This window comes from Streptomyces shinuiensis (genome assembly GCF_043660855.1).
In the GTDB taxonomy this organism is placed as follows: domain Bacteria; phylum Actinomycetota; class Actinomycetes; order Streptomycetales; family Streptomycetaceae; genus Streptomyces.
The window spans coordinates 300,159-319,040 of sequence record NZ_JBIHML010000001.1; the positions used below are offsets into that span (position 1 = coordinate 300,159).

The window sequence follows — 18,882 nt, forward strand, 5'->3', positions numbered from 1 at the left end:
CACGAATCGGGAGAGCTGCGGATGGATCACGACGGACACGGCACGATGGCGGATCTGCCGCCGTTCACTCCCGGACGCGGTCTGGAGCTCTCCCCCGAGCCGTTCTTCCTGGTGAGCTGCCTGCTGGCGCTGACGCTCTACGGCTGGGGCGTTCTGCGGCTGCGGCAGCGCGGCGACACCTGGCAGGCCGGCCGCACGGTCTCCTTCGTACTGGGCGTGCTGACGGTCGCGCTGGTGACGTGCACCAAGCTCAACGACTACGGCATGGTGCTGTTCAGCGTGCACATGGTGCAGCACATGGTGATCAGCATGCTGTCGCCGATCCTGGTGCTGCTGGGTGCCCCCGTGACGCTGGCGCTCCGCGCGCTCCCGGCCGCCGGACGCGGCCGCGGGGGACCGCGCGAGATCCTGGTGGCGGTGCTGCACAGCCGGTACATGCGGGTGGTCACGCACCCGGGGTTCACCATCCCGATGTTCATCGCGAGCCTGTACGCGCTGTACTTCACACCGCTGTTCGACTTCCTGATGGAGTCGAAGGCCGGGCACATCGGGATGATGGTGCACTTCCTGGCGGTCGGGCTGGTCTTCTTCTGGCCGATCATGGGCGTGGACCCGGGGCCGCACCGTCCCGGCTACGTGATGCGGATGCTGGAGCTGTTCGCGGGCATGCCCTTCCACGCCTTCTTCGGCATCGCGCTGATGATGGCCGGCGAGCCGATGGTCGGAACGTACGCGATGCCGCCCGCCTCGCTCGGGGTCACCGCACTGTCCGACCAGAACGCCGCGGGCGGCATCGCGTGGGCGTTCAGCGAGATTCCCACGGTCATCGTGCTGATTGCACTCGTCTTCCAGTGGTACTTCTCCGAACAACGGCAGGCTCGGCGCAGCGACCGGGCCGCTGACCGCAACGGCGACCAGGATCTGACCGCGTACAACGCCTACCTGGCGTCACTGCAGGCCCGCGGCCAGTAGCGCACCGGGCCGGGGCCGGACAGGACGGGGCCCGGGCCACGGCGATGTGCCGGCCGCGCGGCCGGCGGTCCCGCTCCGACCGACTCGGGAGGAAGGTGTGAGCGATGCCGGAGACGGCGAAGGCCATGACCGTCACCACGGTGGCGGCCCTGATACTGGTGACCGCCTACTCGGTCGCGCTGGGCGGCAGCGGCTGGCTGTGGTTCGCGTGGGTGGTCCTGGGGCTGGTGACCCTGGGCGTGGTGACGTCGCGGGAGCGGTGAGCCGCTGCGCGGAGCGAACGCCCCGGCCCGTCCGGACAGGCGTGTGGGCCCCGGTCCGGACCGGGGCCCACACGCCTGTCCGGACTCAGAAGTCGAACACCGCTCCGGTCTGCCCGAGGAGGGCGCAGGCGTTGGGGAACTCCGACCGCCAGTGGATCCGGCTCCCCCGCCAGATGCCCGTGACCTCGGCCACCACGGGCCGGTGCTCGTTGGTGCAGTCGCGCTGACGGCCGGAGAGCCGGCGCAGCTCACCCCCGGAGCGGTCGATGTCGCGGCAGGCCTCGGCCGCGCGGGGGTGGGGGCCGCCCCCTTCGTCCGGGCAGATCAGCATCACGCCGCGCGTCCAGGTGTCCTCGGCGTCGGAGACGGTCAGGAAGACCTCGCCGCGGGCCTGCTCGGGCCCGGGGACCTCGGCGTGGACGGCGGACGCCGGGGCGAGGAGCGCGGCGACGGCAGCGGCGGCGAGGGCCGCGACGGCGGTGGTGCGGGGGCGCGGGAACATGCGGGCCTCCAGAGTGCTGGGCACGATTGCGCGCCCAAGACCACCGTGGCGGAGCATCCCGGGCAAGGACCCTCGCCCGGCCCTTCACCCGGCCGGCGGACACCGCTCCCCCGGGCGGGGCCCGGAACCGTCGTCCGGCCTCCGCACCCGGGCCGCTTCCCCGGCGCGGACGACGGGTCCGCGGTACACGGGTCTAGGATGCATACATGTCGAAGGTACTGAATAAACTTCCAGTCGGTGAGCGCATCGGCATCGCGTTCTCGGGCGGTTTGGACACCTCTGTCGCGGTGGCGTGGATGCGCGAGCGCGGCGCCGTCCCCTATGCCTATACGGCCGACGTCGGCCAGTACGACGAGCCCGATCTGGCCGACGTGCCGCAGCGGGGCCTGGCCTACGGTGCCGAGCGGGCGCGGCTCGTCGACTGCCGCGACGCCCTGGTCGAGGAGGGGCTGGCCGCCCTGGCGTGCGGCGCCTTCCACATCCGCTCGGCCGCGCAGACCTACTTCAACACCACCCCGCTCGGCCGCGCGGTGGTGGGCACCCTGCTGGTGCGGGCGATGCGCGAGGACGACGTCTTCATCTGGGGGGACGGGTCCACCTACAAGGGCAACGACATCGAGCGGTTCTACCGGTACGGTCTGCTCGCCAATCCCGGTCTGCGGATCTACAAGCCCTGGCTGGACCGGGCGTTCGTGGCCGAACTCGGCGGGCGGCACGAGATGTCCGCCTGGCTGTCGCAGCGCGACCTGCCCTACCGCGACTCGGCCGAGAAGGCGTACTCCACCGACGCGAACATCTGGGGCGCCACGCACGAGGCCAAGCGCCTGGAGTACCTCGACACCCCGATGGAGATCGTGGCCCCGATCATGGGCGTCCCCTTCTGGGATCCCGGGGTCGACATCCCGGCCGAGGACGTCACCGTGGAGTTCGAGCACGGGCGCCCCGTACGGATCAACGGCCGCGGGTTCCCCGGAGCGGTCGAACTGGTGCGGGAGGCCAATCTCATCGGCGGCCGGCACGGCCTGGGGATGTCCGACCAGATCGAGAACCGCATCATCGAGGCCAAGAGCCGCGGCGTCTACGAGGCCCCCGGCATGGCACTGCTGCACGTGGCCTACGAACGGCTGCTGAGCGCCATCCACAACGAGGACACCGTGGCCATGTACCACGTGGAGGGGCGCCGGCTCGGGCGGCTGCTCTACGAGGGCCGCTGGTTCGACCCGCAGGCGCTCATGCTCCGCGAGAGCCTCCAGCGCTGGGTCGGCCGTCCGGTCACCGGCAGCGTCACGGTGCGGCTCCGCCGCGGCCAGGACTACTCCGTCCTCGACACCCAGGGCCCGCACCTGAGCTACCACCCCGAGAAGCTGTCCATGGAGCGCAGCCACGACCCCGCGTTCGTCCCGGACGACCGCATCGGGCAGCTGACCATGCGCAACCTCGACATCGCCGACTCCCGGAGCAAGCTGGAGCAGTACGCCGCCCACGGCCAGCTCGCGGCATGGGGCGGGCTCATCGGCGAACTGCCCCCGGGCGGCGCCGAGGCCATCTCGGCGGGCAGCCACGAGGGAGGGGAGACACCGGTGGAATCCGACGCGCTCGACCACGCGGCGATCGAGTCGGGTACGGACTGAGGCCCGGGCGGCCGCCCGGGCCGTGCGGCCCCGGCGGGGCGCCCCGCACGCGGCGCGGGCCGCAACCGGGCGGCCCCGGAAGCGGGTTGGCGGGAGCCGGGCCGTCACGGGGGCCGGCGGGCACGGGCACCGGCGGTGGTCGCACACCGCGGTGCCCGCACATACACTGAACCCTCCCCGACCGACTCTCCGGCGGCCCCAGGCCGCTTCCCGGCCGGGGGAGAAGCAGCTCGCAGGTCCGTCCGGTGCGGTAGGGAGCCACCCCGTGTTCTACTACGTGCTCAAGTACGTCCTGCTGGGCCCGGTGCTTCGACTGCTGTTCAGGCCGCGGATCGAGGGGCTGGAGAACGTCCCGGACGAGGGCGCGGCGATCATCGCCGGAAACCACCTGTCGTTCTCCGACCACTTCCTGATGCCCGCGATCCTGCACCGGCGCATCACGTTCCTGGCCAAGGCGGAGTACTTCACGGGGCCGGGTATGAAGGGCAGGCTGACCGCCGCCTTCTTCCGCAGCGTGGGGCAGATCCCGGTCGACCGCTCGGGCCGCGGCGCCGGGCAGGCGGCGGTCGAGGAGGGGCTGCGGGTGCTGCGCCGGGGGGAGCTGCTCGGCATCTACCCCGAGGGCACCCGGTCGCACGACGGACGGCTCTACCGGGGACGGGTCGGCGTCGCCTCCATGACCCTCAGGGCGGGAGTGCCGGTGGTCCCGTGCGCCATGGTGGGCACCTTCGAGCTCCAGCCGCCGGGCAGGGTGCTGCCGAAGGTCGGACGGGTGACCATCCGCTTCGGCGAGCCGCTGGACTTCTCGCGCTTCACCGACCAGCACGGCGAGCGGACGGTGCTGCGCGCGGTCACCGACGAGATCATGTACACGATCATGAACCTGTCCGGCCAGGAGTACGTGGACCTGTACGCGCCCGACGCCAAGGCCGCGCAGGCCAAGGCGCGCGGGGGCGGCGACGACGCGGACCCGGCTCCGGGGAACGCCGCGCCGTAGGCCTGCCGCCGCCGGGCGCCCGCTCCCGGGAGCCGAGAGGCCGGCCGGTGCGGGCTCCGGGGCCCGTACGGCCGGAGCCCACCGGGTCGGCGGCGAGTGGCGCACCCCCGGGCGGCAACACCGGACCGCATGACCGATCGCCACGAGACACCCCTGGAACGCGCCGACCGCAACTTCGTCGAGCTGCTGCAGGAGCTGAGGGTCACCCAGACGGGCGTGCAGATCCTCTTCGCCTTCCTCCTCACCCTCGCCTTCACCCAGCGCTTCACCGGCCTGGACTCGGTGCAGCGCGGCACCTACGTCACCACGCTGCTGCTGGCCTGCGCCGCCGCCATCCTCTTCACGGCCCCGGCCGCCCTGCACCGGGCGCTGTTCCGGCGCGGGGCCAAGCGGCTGCTCGTCGACGTGTCCTCACGGCTGGCCGGAGCCGGGCTGGTCCTCCTCGCCCTGGCGCTGACCGGGGCCGTGCTGCTCGTGGTGGACGTGGTGCTGGGGAGGGCCGCGGGGGTCGCGGTGGCGGCGTGCGTGCTGGCGTTCTGCGCGGCGGTGTGGGCGCTGCTGCCCTTCGGACTGCGCCGGAAGGCCGCCGCGGCGCGGCGAGGCCCTGCCGCGGGCCCGCCCCCGAAGCGGCCGGCGGACCCCGGGTGAGCGGGCGGGTGGGGGGCGTGCCGACCGTACGGCGGGGCGGGCGTCCGGTCAGAGGTCCGGCTGTACGGGCGGTGCGGTGCGCGTGACGATGGCCGCGGCCGCGTCCAGCTCGGCCTCCGTCAGATCGGCGCGGGCGGTCAGCCTCAGCCGGGAGACCCCGTCGGGGACCGACGGGGGCCGGAAGCAGCCCGCGGCCAGCCCGGCGCCGCGGCAGTCGGCGGCCCAGCGCACGGCCGCCTCCGGGGAGGGCGCGCGCACCGACACCACGGCGGCGTCCGGGCGGGTGGCGTACAGGCCGGCGTCCGCCAGCCGCTCGTGCAGCCCCGTCGCGACCTCGCGGACGCGGGCGGCCCGGCCGGGCTCGGCCCGCAGCAGCCGCAGTGCGGCGAGCGCGGCTCCGGCGGCGGCCGGGGCGAGCCCGGTGTCGAAGACGAAGGTGCGGGCGGTGTTGACCAGATGGCCGATCACCCGGGCCGGGCCGAGGACGGCGCCCCCCTGGCTGCCGAGCGACTTCGACAGCGTGACGGTGGCCACCACGTCCGGGTCCCCCGCCAGGCCCGCCGCGTAAAGGGCGCCCCGGCCGCCGTCGCCCAGGACGCCCAGTCCGTGCGCGTCGTCCACCAGCAGCGCGGCCCCGTGACCGCGGCAGACGGCGGCCAGCCCGGCCAGCGGCGCGGCGTCGCCGTCGACGGAGAAGACGGCGTCGGTGACGACCACGGCGCGGCCGGCGAAACCGTCGAGCGCCTTGCGCACGGCACCGGGCTCGGCGTGCGGTACGACGGCGGTCTCCGCCCGGGACAGCCGGCAGCCGTCGATCAGGGAGGCGTGGTTGGCGGCGTCGGAGACCACCAGCGTGCCGCGGTCGGTCAGGGCGGTGACCGCGGCGAGGTTGGCGGCGTAGCCGGAGGAGAACACCAGGGCGGCCTCGAAGCCGCAGAAGCCGGCGAGCTCCGCCTCCAGTTCGGTGTGCAACTCGGTGGTGCCGGTGACCAGTCGGGAGCCGGTCGAGCCCGCACCCCAGCGTCGGGCGGCGGCCGAGGCCGCGGCGACGACCTCCGGATGCCGGGCCAGGCCCAGGTAGTCGTTGCCGGCGAGGTCGAGCAGGGGGGAGTCGGCGGGCCGGGGGCGCAGGGAGCGCACCAGGCCCGCGCGGCGGCGCAGTTCGGCGTGCTCGTCGATCCAGTCGAACGGGTCCGGGGTGCTGCGGTGCTCCTGCGGCATGGCGGGCCGTCCCTCGCCTTCTGTCGGTTCCGCCCAAAGGTAGTGGCGGACGGACCCGCACAGGGTGTGGCGATACACACACCTTCCGCCCGCCCGGTTGTGGGGGTTCGTCCTTGGCCGCGGGCGGGCGCGTAGGCGAGGATCAACGCCATGGACCTGCTGAAGACGCTGGTGGACAAGGGGCTGCGGCGCGAGCTGCCCACGCGCGACGAAGCGCTGGCCGTACTGGCCACCTCCGACGACGAACTCCTCGATGTGGTGGCCGCGGCCGGGAGGGTGCGGCGCCAGTGGTTCGGGCGGCGGGTGAAGCTCAACTACCTGGTCAACCTGAAGTCCGGGCTGTGCCCGGAGGACTGCTCGTACTGCTCGCAGCGGCTGGGCTCGAAGGCCGACATCCTCAAGTACACCTGGCTGAAGCCCCAGGAGGCCGCGGCGGCGGCCGGCGCGGGCGTGGCCGGTGGCGCCAAGCGGGTGTGCCTGGTGGCCAGCGGGCGCGGTCCCACCGACCGGGACGTGGACCGGGTCTCGAAGACCATCGCCGCCATCAAGGAGCAGAACGAGGGCGTGGAGGTGTGCGCCTGCCTCGGCCTGCTCTCCGGAGGCCAGGCCGAGCGGCTGCGCGAGGCGGGCGCGGACGCCTACAACCACAACCTCAACACCTCCGAGGCGACGTACGGGGAGATCACCACCACCCACACCTACGCCGACCGTGTGGAGACGGTCCACCAGGCGCAGGCGGCCGGGCTGTCGGCCTGCTCGGGGCTGATCGCGGGCATGGGCGAGTCGGATACGGACCTGGTGGACGTGGTCTTCTCGCTGCGCGAACTGGACCCGGACTCGGTGCCGGTGAACTTCCTCATCCCCTTCGAGGGGACTCCGCTGGCGAAGGAGTGGAACCTCACGCCGCAGCGCTGCCTGCGCATCCTGGCGATGGTCCGCTTCGTCTGCCCCGATGTGGAGGTCCGGCTGGCCGGCGGACGCGAGGTGCACCTGCGGTCGATGCAGCCGCTTGCCCTGCATCTGGCCAACTCCATCTTCCTGGGCGACTACCTCACCAGCGAGGGCCAGGCGGGCAGGGCCGACCTGGAGATGATCGCCGACGCCGGTTTCGAGGTGGAGGGCGCCGGGGAGCAGACGCTGCCGGAGCACCGGGCGGACGCGCTCGCCGGCTGCGGACCCTGCGGCGGTGGCGCGAACACGGCGGACACGGCCGCCACCGCGGGCGGACCGGCCTCGGATGCGGCCGGGGAGGCGGGGATCACCGGGGGCGCGGACGCCGCGGCGGCGTCCGGACGGTCCCGCACCGATCTGGTGGCGGTACGGCGGCGGGGCACGGGTACGGAGCTGCCGCCCAATGCCTGACGCCGACGCCCCTCTCCCCCTCTTCCCCGCCCCCTCCCGCCCTCCTTCCCCCGGCCTCCCGCCCGAGGAACTGGCCGAGCTCGACCGCCGGCACGTCTGGCACCCTTACGGCCCGATGCCCGGCCGCTCCGAGCCGCTGGTCGTCGCCTCCGCCTCCGGGGTGCGGCTGCGGCTGGCACGGCCGGCCTGGGGCAGCGAGGAGCTGGTCGACGGGATGTCGTCGTGGTGGTCGGCGATCCACGGCTACAACCACCCGGTGCTCAACGACGCGGCGGGTGCCCAGCTGGAGCGGATGAGCCATGTGATGTTCGGCGGGCTCACGCACGAGCCGGCCGTACGGCTGGCCAAACGACTGGTGGACATCACCCCGGAGGGGCTGGAGCACGTCTTCCTCGCCGACTCCGGTTCGGTGTCGGTCGAGGTCGCCGTCAAGATGTGCCTGCAGTACTGGCGCTCGCTGGGACGGCCGGGCAAGCGGCGGCTGCTGACCTGGCGCGGCGGCTACCACGGGGACACCTGGCAGCCCATGTCGGTGTGCGACCCCGAGGGCGGCATGCACCACCTGTGGTCCGGGACACTGTCCGAGCAGGTGTTCGCGGACGCCCCGCCGGACGACTTCGGCGCCGGCCCCGACCCGGCCTACGAGGCGCACCTGCGGGCGACGGTCGCCTCCCACGCCGATGAGCTGGCCGCGGTGATCGTGGAGCCCGTGGTGCAGGGCGCGGGCGGGATGCGCTTCCACTCCCCCGCCTATCTGCGGGTGCTGCGCGAGGCGTGCGACGAACACGGCGTGCTGCTGGTGTTCGACGAGATCGCCACCGGTTTCGGCCGTACCGGCTCCCTGTTCGCGGCCGGCCACGCGGGGGTGACCCCCGATGTGATGTGCGTCGGCAAGGCGCTGACCGGCGGTTATCTGACGATGGCCGCGACCTTGTGCACCACGCGGGTGGCGGAGGGCATCTCGCGCGGTGAGGTGCCGGTGCTGGCCCACGGTCCCACCTTCATGGGCAACCCACTGGCGGCGGCGATCGCGGGGGCCTCCCTGGACCTGCTGCTCGCCCAGGACTGGGCGGGCGAGGTGAGGCGGATCGAGGCCGGGCTGCGCGCCGGGCTCGCCGGGGCCGCCGCGCTGCCGGGAGTGCGGGACGTGCGCGTGCTGGGGGCGATCGGAGTGGTCCAGCTCGACCACGAGGTGGACATGGCGGCGGCCACCGAGGCGGCGGTGCGCGCCGGCGTGTGGCTGCGGCCGTTCCGCGACCTGGTGTACACGATGCCTCCCTACGTCACCGGCGACGAGGACGTGGCGCGGATCGCGGACGCGGTGTGCGCGGCGGCGCGCGCGGGCTGATCAGGCGGGGCGGAAACGGGCCGGGAACGTCCCGGTGTCCGAAGGAGCGAGGAGAGGCGCGAACATGTCGGTGCTGGTCGTCACCGGGACGGGCACGGAGGTCGGCAAGACCGTGGTCACGGCGGCGCTGGCCGCCGCGGCGGTGGCGGCGGGCCGCTCGGTGGCCGTGCTCAAGCCCGCGCAGACCGGGGTGGCCGAGGGCGAGCCGGGGGACGCGGCCGAGGTGCGGCGTCTGGCGGGCCCGGACGTGACCGCCGTGGAACTCGCCCGCTATCCCGAGCCGCTGGCCCCCGAGACGGCGGCGCGCCGGGCCGGTCTGCCCGGGGTGCGTCCCGAGGCGGTGGCGGAGACGGCGCGGGCGCTGGAGGAGGAGCACGGCCTGGTGCTGGTCGAGGGCGCGGGCGGGCTGCTGGTGCGCTTCGACGAGCGGGGGTCGACCCTCGCCGACGCCGCGCGGCTGCTGGGCGCCCCGGTGCTGGTGGTCGCCGCGGCCGGACTTGGCACCCTGAACGCGACGGCGCTGACGGCCGAGGCGCTGCGCTCCAGGGGCCTGGAATGCGCCGGGGTGGTGGTCGGCGGCTGGCCGCGTGAGCCGGATCTCGCGGCCCGCTGCAATCTGGCGGACCTCCCGGTGGCGGCGGGCGCCCCGCTGGCGGGGCTGCTGCCGCAGGGGGTGGGCTCACTGGAGCCGCCGGTGTTCCGCAGGCGGGCGACGGGCTGGATCTCCCCGCGGCTGGGCGGCTCCTGGGAGGGTGAGACCCGGCCTGCGGGGAGAGAATGGGAGACCGCACCGAGGTGACCGCCCCTCCCGGAGGACGTCCATGGCCCCCCGCCGCAGGTCCGCGACCGACGCCGTGCACCACCCCGTCTTCGCCCGCTACTACGCCCGTTTCGCCCCGGCGGTGGACGAGCGGGCCGGAATCGGCGCACACCGTGCCGAGCTGCTGGCCGGACTGTCCGGCCGGGTGGTCGAGGTCGGAGCGGGCAGCGGCCTGAACTTCGGCCGCTACCCGGCCGCCGTGCGCGAGGTGGTGGCGGTGGAGCCGGAGCCGCTGCTGCGGCGGGCGGCGGAGGACGCCGCGGCGCACGCCGCCGTCCCCGTCCGTGTGGTCCCCGGCGTCGCGGAGGATCTCCCGCTGGACAGCGGGGCGTTCGACGCGGCCGTGGTGTCGCTGGTGCTGTGCTCGGTACGGGATCCCGGCCGCGCCCTGGCCGAGATCCGCCGGGTGCTGCGGCCGGGCGGACGGCTGTGCTTCTACGAGCACGTCCGGGCCGACGGCACCGCCATGGCCCTCGTCCAGCGGACGCTGGACCGCACCGTGTGGCCGCACCTGTTCGGCGGCTGCCACACCGCACGGGACACCGTGGCCGCGATCGGGGCGACGGGCTTCACCGAGGTGTCCCTGCGGCGGCTGCGGGTTCCGGAGAAGGGCGTTGCGACACCGGTCTCGGCGCACGTCCTGGGCAGTGCGCGGCGGCCGTGACGCCGCCGGGGCGGCCGGGCGCGGACGGCGACCCCGGTTTTCGGGGTGGTCCCGCCGCCTTGTGGATGGATGGTCCCGCACCGGGTACGGACCTGTCAGTCCCGGCTCCCGTGAGGGAGCCGTCCGTCCGAGCCGGGAGGTGCGGTGTCCACTGACGCGCGGAAGGCGAGCGAGGCGCCGCGGGCGGGGCGGTCCGCCGCCCGGGCCCGCGTGCTGACCAAGACCTACGGCAGCGGCGAGACGGCCGTGGTGGCACTCGACTCGGTGGACGTCGACATCGCCGAGGGCCGGTTCACCGCGGTGATGGGCCCGTCCGGCTCGGGGAAGTCGACGCTGATGTACTGCCTGGCCGGGCTGGACACCGTCACCGGGGGGAGGGTGTGGATCGGCGACACCGAGATCACCGGGCTGGGGGACGCGGAGCTGACGCGGCTGCGGCGGGACGAGATCGGCTTCGTGTTCCAGTCCTTCAACCTGCTGCCCACCCTGACGGCCCTGGAGAACATCACGCTGCCCATGGACATCGGGGGCCGCAGGCCGGACCGGCGGTGGCTGGACACGGTGATCGACACACTCCGGCTGCGGGACCGCCTCGGCCACCGGCCCGCCCAGCTCTCCGGCGGCCAGCAGCAGCGGGTGGCGTGCGCCCGCGCGCTGGCCTCCCGCCCGAGGCTGGTCTTCGCCGACGAACCGACCGGGAACCTCGACTCCCGCTCCGGGCTGGAGCTGCTGGACTTCCTGCGCCGGGCGGTCGACGACCTGGGGCAGACAGTGGTGATGGTGACCCACGACCCGGGTGCCGCGGCCCACGCCGACCATGTGCTCTTCCTGGCCGACGGGCGGATCGTCGACGAGATGCCGCGCCCCAGCGCCGGGGCCGTCCTGGAGCGGATGAAGCGGTTCGACCCCGTGCGGCAGTACTGACCCGGCCCGCCACGCCGCCTCCGGAACGCCTCCGGGGCGCGGCCGGGCGCCCTGATGACGCGTCCCCGGCCCCGCCCGGGGCCCGATCCCCGCGCAGCCCGGACCGTGAGGAGAGCCGCTTGACACGACCGTTCCGCTTCGGCGTCAGCCTGGCAACCCCCGGCTCCCGCGACGCCTGGCGCGCCAAGTGCCGCCGCGCCGAGGAGTCGCGGGGCAGTTAGGCCCCCGGATGACCACATGCCGAAACACCGCGCGTACGCCGCCCGGCCGGTGCTGGGATGCCGCCATGGACGATCTTGTGAACGACTTCGGTCTCCGTATCCGGACCGCCCTCGCCTCGGACGTCGACGCCGTCCTGGCCTTCTGGGCCCAGGCCGCGGAGGGGACGAGCATCAGCGACGATCGTGCGGGAGTGGCCCGGCTGATCGACCGGGACCCGGACGCGCTGCTGCTGGCGGTGCCCGGCGGGGGCCTTGGGGAGCCCGCGGCCGCCGGGGCGCCTGCCGCCGGGCCGGTGATCGGCTCGGTGTTGACGCTCTCCCCCGTGAACGGGGGAGATTCCCACCGTGCCGCCGCTGTTGCCAGCACGTGCGTGGTGGTTCCTGCTTCATCACCCACCGCCCGGCTTGCCGGGTCTTACACGGGCTCCACGAGGCGTTTTACGTGTCCGGGCGTCCCTCGGCCACAATGCCCCGCCCTTCGCGGCGGATGTTGAGTTCGGCGTTCTCGCCCCGGTCGTGGACGGCTCCGCAGGAGCACGTCCACTTCCGGATCTTGAGTCTTTCCAGTCCCTTCGGTCCTTCGATCGACCCGCAGGACGAGCACAGTTGGGTGCTCGGGAACCAGCGGGACACCTTGGCGAAGTCACGGCCGTACCGGGCGCACTTCGCTTCGAGGGTACGGGCGAACCTTCCCAAGGACTGGTCGTGGACGGACTTGGCGCGCTCTCCCTTGGCCATGCCCTTCACGTTCAGGTCCTCCAGGTAGACCGCTTGGCTCTCACGGCCGATCTGGGTGGTTTCCTGCTCGATGAAGTCGCGCCGCTGGTCGGCTATGCGCGCATGGATCTTGGCTACGGCGAGCTTGGCCTTGCGCCGGTTGTTGCTGCCTTTCTCGCACCTGCTCAGCTTGCGCTGAGCATGGCGAAGCTTCTTCTCCTGGCGCCGGAAGAACTTCGGGCTGGCGATCTTCCGGCCCCGCAGCACCGCGTACGACGAGAGTCCGAGGTCGATTCCGGTTTCTGTCTCGTCCAGGTCCATTTCCGGGAGCAGCCTGTCTTCGGCCTCCACGACGAACGAGGCGAAGTACCTTCCTGAGGCGTCCTTGATGACCGTCACGGACGACGGCTCGGACGGAATTTCCCGGGACCAGCGGACCTTGACGTCACCGATCTTCGGAAGGCGCAGCGCGCCTTCCTCGGTGATGGAGAACCGTGCGGCCTTGGTAAACCTGACGGCCTGGCGGCTGGTCTTCTTCTTGAACTTCGGCGGTCCCATCCTCGGGCCCTTGCGGGTGCCGTTCTTCGAGGCGAAGAAGTTGGAGTACGCCGTCCCCAGGTCCCGTAGGGAGGACTGGAGTATGACCGCAGAGACCTCGCCGAGCCATGCCCGGTCTTCGGTCTTCTTCGCCTCGGTGATGACCAGCTTGGCCAGCGCGACGATCGACGGAACCGGCTTGCCTTGCTTGTAGGCGTCCTGTCGGATACGCAAGGCGTCGTTCCAGACGACGCGAGCGCATCCGAACGCCCTGGCCAGTTGGTTCCTCTGCGGGGCGCTCGGGTACAGCCGGAACTGGTACCTGAGCTTCATGTCGATCACGATATCACCGTAGGTCTACGATGAATTCATGAAGCACTTCTCACTCAGGCTCCCCGAAGCCCTCCACGAACGGCTTCTCGCTCAGGCCGACACCGACCGGCGGTCCCTCAACTCTGAAATCATCCACCTGCTTGAGGTTGCTCTCACCACCGTGGGTGGAGACGGCGAATCGCCCTGACGGCGATGCGCCTTTCCCTGCCCCGCTACGCGGGAAAGGCGGCTACACCCTCCCCGTAAACAGGGAGGTACTGCCGCCGCTCCGGATAGCGGGCTTCGACGGCTGGCGCTGCCATCTGTACCGGCTCGCGGTCCATCCGGCGCACCGCCGCCGCGGTGTGGCCTCCGCCCTCCTGGCGGCGGCCGAGGCGCGGTTCGCCGCGCTGGGCGGGCGCCGGGGCGACGCCATGGTGCTCGACCGCAACGCCTCCGCCCACCACGCCTGGCGTGCGGCGGGCTACGCGCCCCAGCCGCAGTGGAGCCGCTGGGTGAAGCCGCTGGACTGACGGGCGCGGCCCGGTGGCGGACCGGTGGCCCCGGGGAGCGTGCGGCGGCTCGCATACGATGGACTGCCCATCGCGCGCTCGAGCCGTGTACCGCGGCCGCCGTGTCCACGGCGCGCGCCCCGGAGAAACATCCCAGAGAAAGGTGTGTGAGCGTCCGCCCATGGGCGAGCCTCCCAGTAGTACCGGCAGCAGAACCGGCAGTGGAACCGACCGCGAACACGGCCGTCGAGCGGCTCTCTCCGTCCCGCCGGACCAGGGGACGGGGGTGACCCGGTGACCGAAGTGCTCCTCCTGCTCCTGGCACTGCTGCTGACCCTCGCCTGTGCCGTGTTCGTCGCGGCGGAGTTCTCGCTGACCACCGTCGAGCGCGGCGACCTGGAACGGGCCGCTGAGCGCGGCGAGCCGGGTGCCGACAGCGCTCTGAAGGCGGTGCGGTCCCTCACCTTCCAGCTCTCCGGCGCCCAGCTCGGCATCACCGTGACCGGCCTGATCATCGGCATGCTCTCCGAGCCCTCGACCGCGCGGCTGCTGTCCGGCCCGCTGCGGGCGGCCGGACTGCCCCCCTCGGCGGCTTCCTCGGTGGCGCTGGTGGCGGGCACGGTGCTGTCCACGGTCGTGCTGATGGTCGTCGGCGAGCTGGTGCCGAAGAACTGGGCGATCTCCCGGCCGCTGCCGGTCGCCCGCCGGGTCGGCGGCCTGCAGCGCGGCTTCAGCGCCGCCTTCCGGCCGTTGATCACCCATCTGAACAACACCGCCAACCGCGTCCTCCACCGGCTCGGCCTGGAGCCCACCGAGGAACTGGCCTCGGCCCGCTCCCCGCAGGAGCTGGTCGCGCTCGCGCGCCACTCGGCGAAGGAGGGCGCCCTGGAGGCGGACACCGCGGAACTGTTCGTCCGCACCATCCGGCTCTCCGAGCTGACCGCGCAGAGCGTGATGACGCCGCGCGTCCAGGTCATCGCGCTGGAGGAGACCACATCCGCCCAGGACGTGGTCAACGCCGCCCGGGCGACGGGCCTGTCCCGCTTCCCGGTCTACCGCGGCAACCTCGACACCGTGGTCGGCGTCGCCCACGTCAAGGACGTGATCGCCGTCCCCGCCGGCCGCCGCGCCGGCTACCCGGTCACCGGGCTGCTGCGCGAGCCGGTGCCCGTACCGGAGTCGCTGACCGTGGACCGGCTGCTGGACCGGCTGTCGGGGAAGCAGGGAAGGAACAGCATGGCGGTGGTGATCGACGAGTACGGCGGCACCGCCGGGGTCGTCACCCTGGAGGACATCATCGAGGAGGTCGTGGGCGAGGTCCGCGACGAGCACGACCCGCTCCAGACCCCCGATCTGGTCCCGGCGGGCGCGGACGGGGAGGGCCGTACCGTCTACGACGCGGACGGCGCGGCCCGCACCGACCGGCTGGAGGAGATCGGCCTGCGCGCCCCGGACGGCCCGTACGAGACCCTGGCCGGGCTGATCGCCACCGAGCTGGGCCGCATCCCGGTCGTGGGCGACGTCCTGGAGGTCGCCGGCTGGCGGCTGGAGGTCGTGGACGCGACCGGGCGGCGGGCCGCCGGGGTGCGGCTGACCGCTCCGCCCGACCCCGGTGACGCGGACGCGGAAGACCGCGACGGCGGCCGGGACGACCACGACCGGGCCTGCCGCGGCCACGGCGACCCCGGGGACGCCGACGGGCGCCGCGGGGCCCGTGTCGGCGCCCGGAGCGGGGAGGCGGACCGATGACCGCCGTCCAACTGCTGATCGGCCTGCTGACCCTGGTCGCCAACGCCTTCTTCGTGGGGGCGGAGTTCGCGATGATCTCGGTGCGCCGCAGCCAGGTCGAACCGCTCGCCGAGCGCGGCGAGAAGCGGGCGCGCGGTGTGGTGTGGGGTCTGGAGCACGTGTCGGCCCTGATGGCCACCGCCCAGCTGGGCATCACCCTGTGCACCCTGGTGCTGGGCGTGGTCGCCGAGCCCGCGATCGCGCACCTGCTGGAGCCGGTGTTCCAGCTCGCCGGCGTGCCGGAGGGCCTGGTCCATCCGATCGCCTTCGTGATCGCGCTGGCGGTGGCGACGTATCTGCACATGCTGTTCGGCGAGATGGTGCCGAAGAACATCGCGCTGGCGGCGCCTGAGCGCGCGGCGCTGCTGCTGGGGCCGCCGCTGGTCGCCCTCACCCGGGCCCTGCGACCGGTGATCTTCGGCATCAACACCCTGGCCAACGGCCTGCTGAAGCTGCTGCGGGTGGAGCCCAAGGACGAGGTCTCGGCGACCTACTCCGACGACGAGCTGGCCCGTCTGGTGGCCGACTCCAGTGAGGCCGGGCTGCTGGACGAGCGTGCCACGGAGCGGCTGCGCGACGCGCTGGAACTGGGCCGCCGCCCGGTCGAGGACGTCGTGCGGCCCACCGACCGCGTGGTCTTCGCCCCGTTCGGCGTCACTCCCGAAGGGCTGGAGCAGCTCTCCGCGCGCAGCGGGTTCTCCCGCTTCCCCGTGGTGGACGACCGGGGCAGGGCGCTGGGTTACCTGCACGTCAAGGACGCGCTCGACGCCGTGCACCGCGATGCGCCGTTCCCCGTCGCGGCGCTGCGGCCGATCGCCCGGGTCCGGGCGACGACGCCGCTGGACGACGTGCTGGGCGCGATGCGCGGCAGCGCCACCCACCTCGCGGCGGTGATCGGCACGGACGGGCGCGCGGTCGGACTGGTCACCATGGAGGACGTGCTGCGCGAGCTGGTGGGCCGCTGACGGCGGGGCGGGGCGTCCCCGGAGGAGACGTGTACCGGGAGAAGGCGCGTACCGAGCGGTCGGTTACCATGTTCCGCGCCATGGACAGTGCAACCGACTCGCCCGCCCCGCCCGCCGTCACCAGCTTCGCCGCCCTCGGTGACTCCTTCACCGAGGGCATGTCGGATCTGCTGCCGGACGGCGGTTACCGCGGCTGGGCCGATCTCCTCGCCGCCCGTCTCGCCGCGCGCACCGACGGCTTCCGCTACGCCAACCTGGCGGTGCGCGGCAAGCTGATCCAGCAGATCGCCGAGGAACAGGTGGACGTGGCCGCCGCCATGGGCGCGGATCTGGTGGCGCTGGTCGGCGGCCTCAACGACGTACTGCGTCCGAAGTGCGACATGGGCCGGGTGTGCGGTCTGCTGGAGGAGTCGGTCGCCAAGCTCGCCCCCGAGTGCCGCCATCTGGTGCTGATGCGCAGCCCCGGGCGGCGCGGGCCGGTGCTGGAGCGCTACCGGGCGCGCATGGAGCACCTCTTCGACTTCATCGACGGTCTCGCCGAGCGGCACGGCGCCCTGGTGGTGGACCTGTACGGCTGCGACGCGCTGGGCGATCCGCGGATGTGGGCCGACGACCGGCTGCATCTGACCGCCGAGGGGCACGAGCGGGTGGCCGAGGCCGTCTGGCAGCGGCTGGGGCACGAGCCCGAGGCCGACTGGCACGCGGCCCTGCCGCCCGCCGCCCCGCCCGGCTGGTACGCGCGCCGCGTCGCCGACCTGCGCTTCACCCGCCGTCATCTGCTCCCGTGGATCGGCCGGCGGCTGACCGGGCGCTCCTCGGGCGACGGGCTGGTGCCCAAGCGGCCCGACCTGGCACCGCTGGACCCGGCCGTGGACCGGAGCCGGTACCCCGCTGCCGACCTGGCACCGCTGGCCTGCGACGACACCCCGTAGAATCCCCGGGTGTGACTGACAAGCCGCGCATCCCGAACGTCCTGGCAGGCCGCTACGCCTCCGCGGAGCTGGCCCGACTGTGGTCCCCCGAGCACAAGGTGGTACTGGAGCGGCGGCTGTGGCTCGCCGTGCTGCGGGCCCAGAAGGACCTGGGCGTCGAGGTGCCGGAGCAGGCCCTGGCCGACTACGAGCGGGTGCTTCAGGACGTCGATCTCGCCTCGATCGCCGAGCGGGAGAAGGTCACGCGCCACGATGTGAAGGCGCGGATCGAGGAGTTCAACGCGCTGGCCGGGCACGAGCACGTGCACAAGGGCATGACCTCCCGGGATCTGACCGAGAACGTCGAGCAGCTCCAGGTCCGGCTGTCGCTGGAGCTGGTGCGCGACCGCGCGGTGGCCGCGCTGGCGCGGCTGGGCCGGCTGGCGGCCGAGCACTGTGAGCTGGTGATGGCGGGACGCTCGCACAACGTCGCCGCGCAGGCCACGACGCTGGGCAAGCGCTTCGCGACCGCCGCCGACGAACTGCTGGTGGCGTACGCGCGCCTGGAGGAACTGCTGTCGCGCTACCCGCTGCGCGGCGTCAAGGGGCCGGTGGGCACCTCCCAGGACATGCTGGACCTGCTGGGCGGGGACGGAAGCGGGCTGGCCGAGCTGGAGGAGCGGATCGCCTCCCACCTCGGCTTCGGCCACACCTTCACCTCCGTCGGCCAGGTCTATCCGCGCTCGCTGGACTACGAGGTGGTCACCGCGTTGGTCCAGCTGGCCGCCGCGCCCTCCTCCCTGGCCAAGACCATCCGGCTGATGGCCGGGCACGAGCTGGTGACCGAGGGCTTCAAGCCGGGCCAGGTCGGCTCCTCGGCGATGCCGCACAAGATGAACACCCGCTCCTGCGAGCGCGTCAACGGCTTCGCCGTCATCCTGCGCGGCTACGCCTCGATGGTCGGTGAGCTCGCGGGCGACCAGTGGAACGAGGGCGACGTCTCCTGCTCGGTGGTGCGCCGTGTCGCGCTGCCGGACGCCTTCTTCGCCCTCGACGGCCTGCTGGAGACCTTCCTGACGGTCCTGGAGGAGTTCGGCGCGTTCCCCGCGGTGGTCGCCCGCGAACTGGACCGCTATCTGCCGTTCCTGGCCACCACCAAGGTACTGATGGGCGCGGTGCGGGCCGGCGTCGGCCGGGAGGCGGCCCACGAGGCCATCAAGGAGCACGCGGTGGCCTCGGCGCTGGCGCTGCGCGAGGGTGCCGAGCGCAACGAGCTGCTGGACCGGCTGGCCGCGGACGAGCGCATCCCGCTGGACCGGGAGCGGCTGGACGCCCTGCTGGCCGACCGGCTGTCCTTCACCGGCGCGGCGGGCGACCAGGTCGCCTCGGTGGTGACCCGGATCGGGGAGATCACGAAGCGCCACCCGGAGGCAGCCTCCTACGCCCCGGGCGCGATCCTCTGACCGCCTCCCCGACTGCCCGGGGTCCTTCCGGGAAGGAGGACCCCGGAAGGACCGCCAGGGAAGGCCATGACCAGGAGGACCGCACCCGAGGAGACCCCCGGCAG

Annotated in this window: 18 protein-coding genes and 2 pseudogenes; 17 read left to right on the top strand and 3 right to left on the bottom strand. The window is 73.3% G+C overall.

Annotated features, from left to right (window positions below):
* The first annotated feature begins 21 nt into the window (after positions 1–21).
* A complete protein-coding gene (locus ACGRHY_RS01290) occupies positions 22–972 on the top strand; it encodes a cytochrome c oxidase assembly protein (protein WP_394633536.1) in 951 nt (316 codons plus the stop codon).
* A gap of 104 nt (positions 973–1,076) precedes the next feature.
* Positions 1,077–1,235: a hypothetical protein gene (locus ACGRHY_RS01295; RefSeq protein WP_394633537.1), complete on the top strand. Its 159-nt coding sequence runs from the start codon at positions 1,077–1,079 to the stop codon at positions 1,233–1,235.
* Positions 1,236–1,320: 85 nt separating this feature from the next.
* On the opposite strand, the gene ACGRHY_RS01300 is transcribed toward ACGRHY_RS01295, so the two are convergent.
* Positions 1,321–1,737 (bottom strand): SSI family serine proteinase inhibitor, encoded by a 417-nt coding sequence (locus ACGRHY_RS01300; RefSeq protein ID WP_394633538.1) that lies wholly within the window; start codon positions 1,735–1,737, stop codon positions 1,321–1,323.
* Between the two features lie 206 nt (positions 1,738–1,943).
* On the opposite strand from ACGRHY_RS01300, the gene argG reads away from it, so the two are divergent.
* The 3 genes from argG to ACGRHY_RS01315 all read left to right on the top strand — a co-directional run bounded on the left by argG (position 1,944) and on the right by ACGRHY_RS01315 (position 5,013).
* On the top strand, positions 1,944–3,368 hold the full coding sequence (argG, locus tag ACGRHY_RS01305) for an argininosuccinate synthase (protein ID WP_394633539.1): 1,425 nt from the start codon (positions 1,944–1,946) through the stop codon (positions 3,366–3,368).
* Positions 3,369–3,633: 265 nt separating this feature from the next.
* Complete coding sequence (locus ACGRHY_RS01310) at positions 3,634–4,365, top strand: lysophospholipid acyltransferase family protein (protein WP_394633540.1); 732 nt, start codon at positions 3,634–3,636, stop codon at positions 4,363–4,365.
* A 129-nt stretch (positions 4,366–4,494) separates the two neighbouring features.
* Positions 4,495–5,013 (top strand): DUF6328 family protein, encoded by a 519-nt coding sequence (locus tag ACGRHY_RS01315; protein ID WP_394633541.1) that lies wholly within the window; start codon positions 4,495–4,497, stop codon positions 5,011–5,013.
* Between the two features lie 48 nt (positions 5,014–5,061).
* On the opposite strand, the gene ACGRHY_RS01320 is transcribed toward ACGRHY_RS01315, so the two are convergent.
* On the bottom strand, positions 5,062–6,234 hold the full coding sequence (locus tag ACGRHY_RS01320; protein ID WP_394633542.1) for an 8-amino-7-oxononanoate synthase: 1,173 nt from the start codon (positions 6,232–6,234) through the stop codon (positions 5,062–5,064).
* A 150-nt stretch (positions 6,235–6,384) separates the two neighbouring features.
* Here ACGRHY_RS01320 and bioB point away from each other — a divergent pair, with 150 nt between their 5' ends.
* From bioB to ACGRHY_RS01350, 6 genes and pseudogenes are all read left to right on the top strand, one after another.
* Positions 6,385–7,596 carry a biotin synthase BioB gene (gene bioB / locus ACGRHY_RS01325; RefSeq protein WP_394633543.1) on the top strand — a complete coding sequence of 404 codons (1,212 nt, stop codon included), beginning with the start codon at positions 6,385–6,387 and terminating at the stop codon, positions 7,594–7,596.
* Complete coding sequence (locus ACGRHY_RS01330) at positions 7,589–8,944, top strand: adenosylmethionine--8-amino-7-oxononanoate transaminase (RefSeq protein ID WP_394633544.1); 1,356 nt, start codon at positions 7,589–7,591, stop codon at positions 8,942–8,944. Before bioB ends, ACGRHY_RS01330 begins: the two co-directional genes overlap by 8 nt.
* Positions 8,945–9,008: 64 nt before the next feature.
* Positions 9,009–9,743 (top strand): dethiobiotin synthase, encoded by a 735-nt coding sequence (bioD, locus tag ACGRHY_RS01335; protein ID WP_394633545.1) that lies wholly within the window; start codon positions 9,009–9,011, stop codon positions 9,741–9,743.
* Between the two features lie 22 nt (positions 9,744–9,765).
* Positions 9,766–10,428 (top strand): class I SAM-dependent methyltransferase, encoded by a 663-nt coding sequence (locus ACGRHY_RS01340; RefSeq protein ID WP_394633546.1) that lies wholly within the window; start codon positions 9,766–9,768, stop codon positions 10,426–10,428.
* Positions 10,429–10,572: 144 nt separating this feature from the next.
* Positions 10,573–11,352, top strand: coding sequence for an ABC transporter ATP-binding protein (locus ACGRHY_RS01345; protein ID WP_394633547.1), 780 nt, complete (start codon positions 10,573–10,575; stop codon positions 11,350–11,352).
* A 286-nt stretch (positions 11,353–11,638) separates the two neighbouring features.
* Positions 11,639–11,848: pseudogene (locus tag ACGRHY_RS01350) on the top strand (GNAT family N-acetyltransferase); the annotation flags it as partial.
* A gap of 163 nt (positions 11,849–12,011) precedes the next feature.
* On the opposite strand, the gene ACGRHY_RS01355 reads toward ACGRHY_RS01350, so the two are convergent.
* Entirely contained in the window at positions 12,012–13,160 is a 1,149-nt protein-coding gene (locus tag ACGRHY_RS01355; RefSeq protein WP_394637874.1) for an RNA-guided endonuclease InsQ/TnpB family protein, read from the bottom strand.
* Between the two features lie 37 nt (positions 13,161–13,197).
* On the opposite strand from ACGRHY_RS01355, the gene ACGRHY_RS01360 reads away from it, so the two are divergent.
* From ACGRHY_RS01360 to purB, 6 genes and pseudogenes are all read left to right on the top strand, one after another.
* On the top strand, positions 13,198–13,347 hold the full coding sequence (locus ACGRHY_RS01360) for an Arc family DNA-binding protein (RefSeq protein ID WP_394633548.1): 150 nt from the start codon (positions 13,198–13,200) through the stop codon (positions 13,345–13,347).
* Positions 13,348–13,432: 85 nt separating this feature from the next.
* Positions 13,433–13,672 (top strand): annotated as a pseudogene (locus tag ACGRHY_RS01365) (GNAT family N-acetyltransferase); the annotation flags it as partial.
* A gap of 273 nt (positions 13,673–13,945) precedes the next feature.
* Positions 13,946–15,400, top strand: a complete 1,455-nt coding sequence (locus ACGRHY_RS01370) for a hemolysin family protein (protein ID WP_394633549.1) — start codon at positions 13,946–13,948, stop codon at positions 15,398–15,400.
* Entirely contained in the window at positions 15,397–16,404 is a 1,008-nt protein-coding gene (locus ACGRHY_RS01375) for a hemolysin family protein (protein WP_394633550.1), read from the top strand. Before ACGRHY_RS01370 ends, ACGRHY_RS01375 begins: the two co-directional genes overlap by 4 nt.
* 80 nt (positions 16,405–16,484) lie before the next feature.
* Positions 16,485–17,336 (top strand): SGNH/GDSL hydrolase family protein, encoded by an 852-nt coding sequence (locus ACGRHY_RS01380; protein ID WP_394633551.1) that lies wholly within the window; start codon positions 16,485–16,487, stop codon positions 17,334–17,336.
* A gap of 11 nt (positions 17,337–17,347) precedes the next feature.
* Positions 17,348–18,778 carry an adenylosuccinate lyase gene (purB, locus tag ACGRHY_RS01385; protein ID WP_394633552.1) on the top strand — a complete coding sequence of 477 codons (1,431 nt, stop codon included), beginning with the start codon at positions 17,348–17,350 and terminating at the stop codon, positions 18,776–18,778.
* Positions 18,779–18,882 lie beyond the last annotated feature (104 nt).

Excerpts from the sequence above, each read along its gene's own strand:
- ACGRHY_RS01290 (WP_394633536.1), top strand. The coding sequence starts at position 22 with ATGGATCACGACGGACACGGCACGATGGCGGATCTGCCGCCGTTCACT.
- ACGRHY_RS01295 (WP_394633537.1), top strand. The coding sequence starts at position 1,077 with ATGCCGGAGACGGCGAAGGCCATGACCGTCACCACGGTGGCGGCCCTG.
- ACGRHY_RS01300 (WP_394633538.1), bottom strand. The coding sequence starts at position 1,737 with ATGTTCCCGCGCCCCCGCACCACCGCCGTCGCGGCCCTCGCCGCCGCT.
- argG (WP_394633539.1), top strand. The coding sequence starts at position 1,944 with ATGTCGAAGGTACTGAATAAACTTCCAGTCGGTGAGCGCATCGGCATC.
- ACGRHY_RS01315 (WP_394633541.1), top strand. The coding sequence starts at position 4,495 with ATGACCGATCGCCACGAGACACCCCTGGAACGCGCCGACCGCAACTTC.
- ACGRHY_RS01320 (WP_394633542.1), bottom strand. The coding sequence starts at position 6,234 with ATGCCGCAGGAGCACCGCAGCACCCCGGACCCGTTCGACTGGATCGAC.
- bioB (WP_394633543.1), top strand. The coding sequence starts at position 6,385 with ATGGACCTGCTGAAGACGCTGGTGGACAAGGGGCTGCGGCGCGAGCTG.
- ACGRHY_RS01330 (WP_394633544.1), top strand. The coding sequence starts at position 7,589 with ATGCCTGACGCCGACGCCCCTCTCCCCCTCTTCCCCGCCCCCTCCCGC.
- bioD (WP_394633545.1), top strand. The coding sequence starts at position 9,009 with ATGTCGGTGCTGGTCGTCACCGGGACGGGCACGGAGGTCGGCAAGACC.
- ACGRHY_RS01340 (WP_394633546.1), top strand. The coding sequence starts at position 9,766 with ATGGCCCCCCGCCGCAGGTCCGCGACCGACGCCGTGCACCACCCCGTC.
- ACGRHY_RS01355 (WP_394637874.1), bottom strand. The coding sequence starts at position 13,160 with ATGAAGCTCAGGTACCAGTTCCGGCTGTACCCGAGCGCCCCGCAGAGG.
- ACGRHY_RS01360 (WP_394633548.1), top strand. The coding sequence starts at position 13,198 with ATGAAGCACTTCTCACTCAGGCTCCCCGAAGCCCTCCACGAACGGCTT.
- ACGRHY_RS01375 (WP_394633550.1), top strand. The coding sequence starts at position 15,397 with ATGACCGCCGTCCAACTGCTGATCGGCCTGCTGACCCTGGTCGCCAAC.
- ACGRHY_RS01380 (WP_394633551.1), top strand. The coding sequence starts at position 16,485 with ATGGACAGTGCAACCGACTCGCCCGCCCCGCCCGCCGTCACCAGCTTC.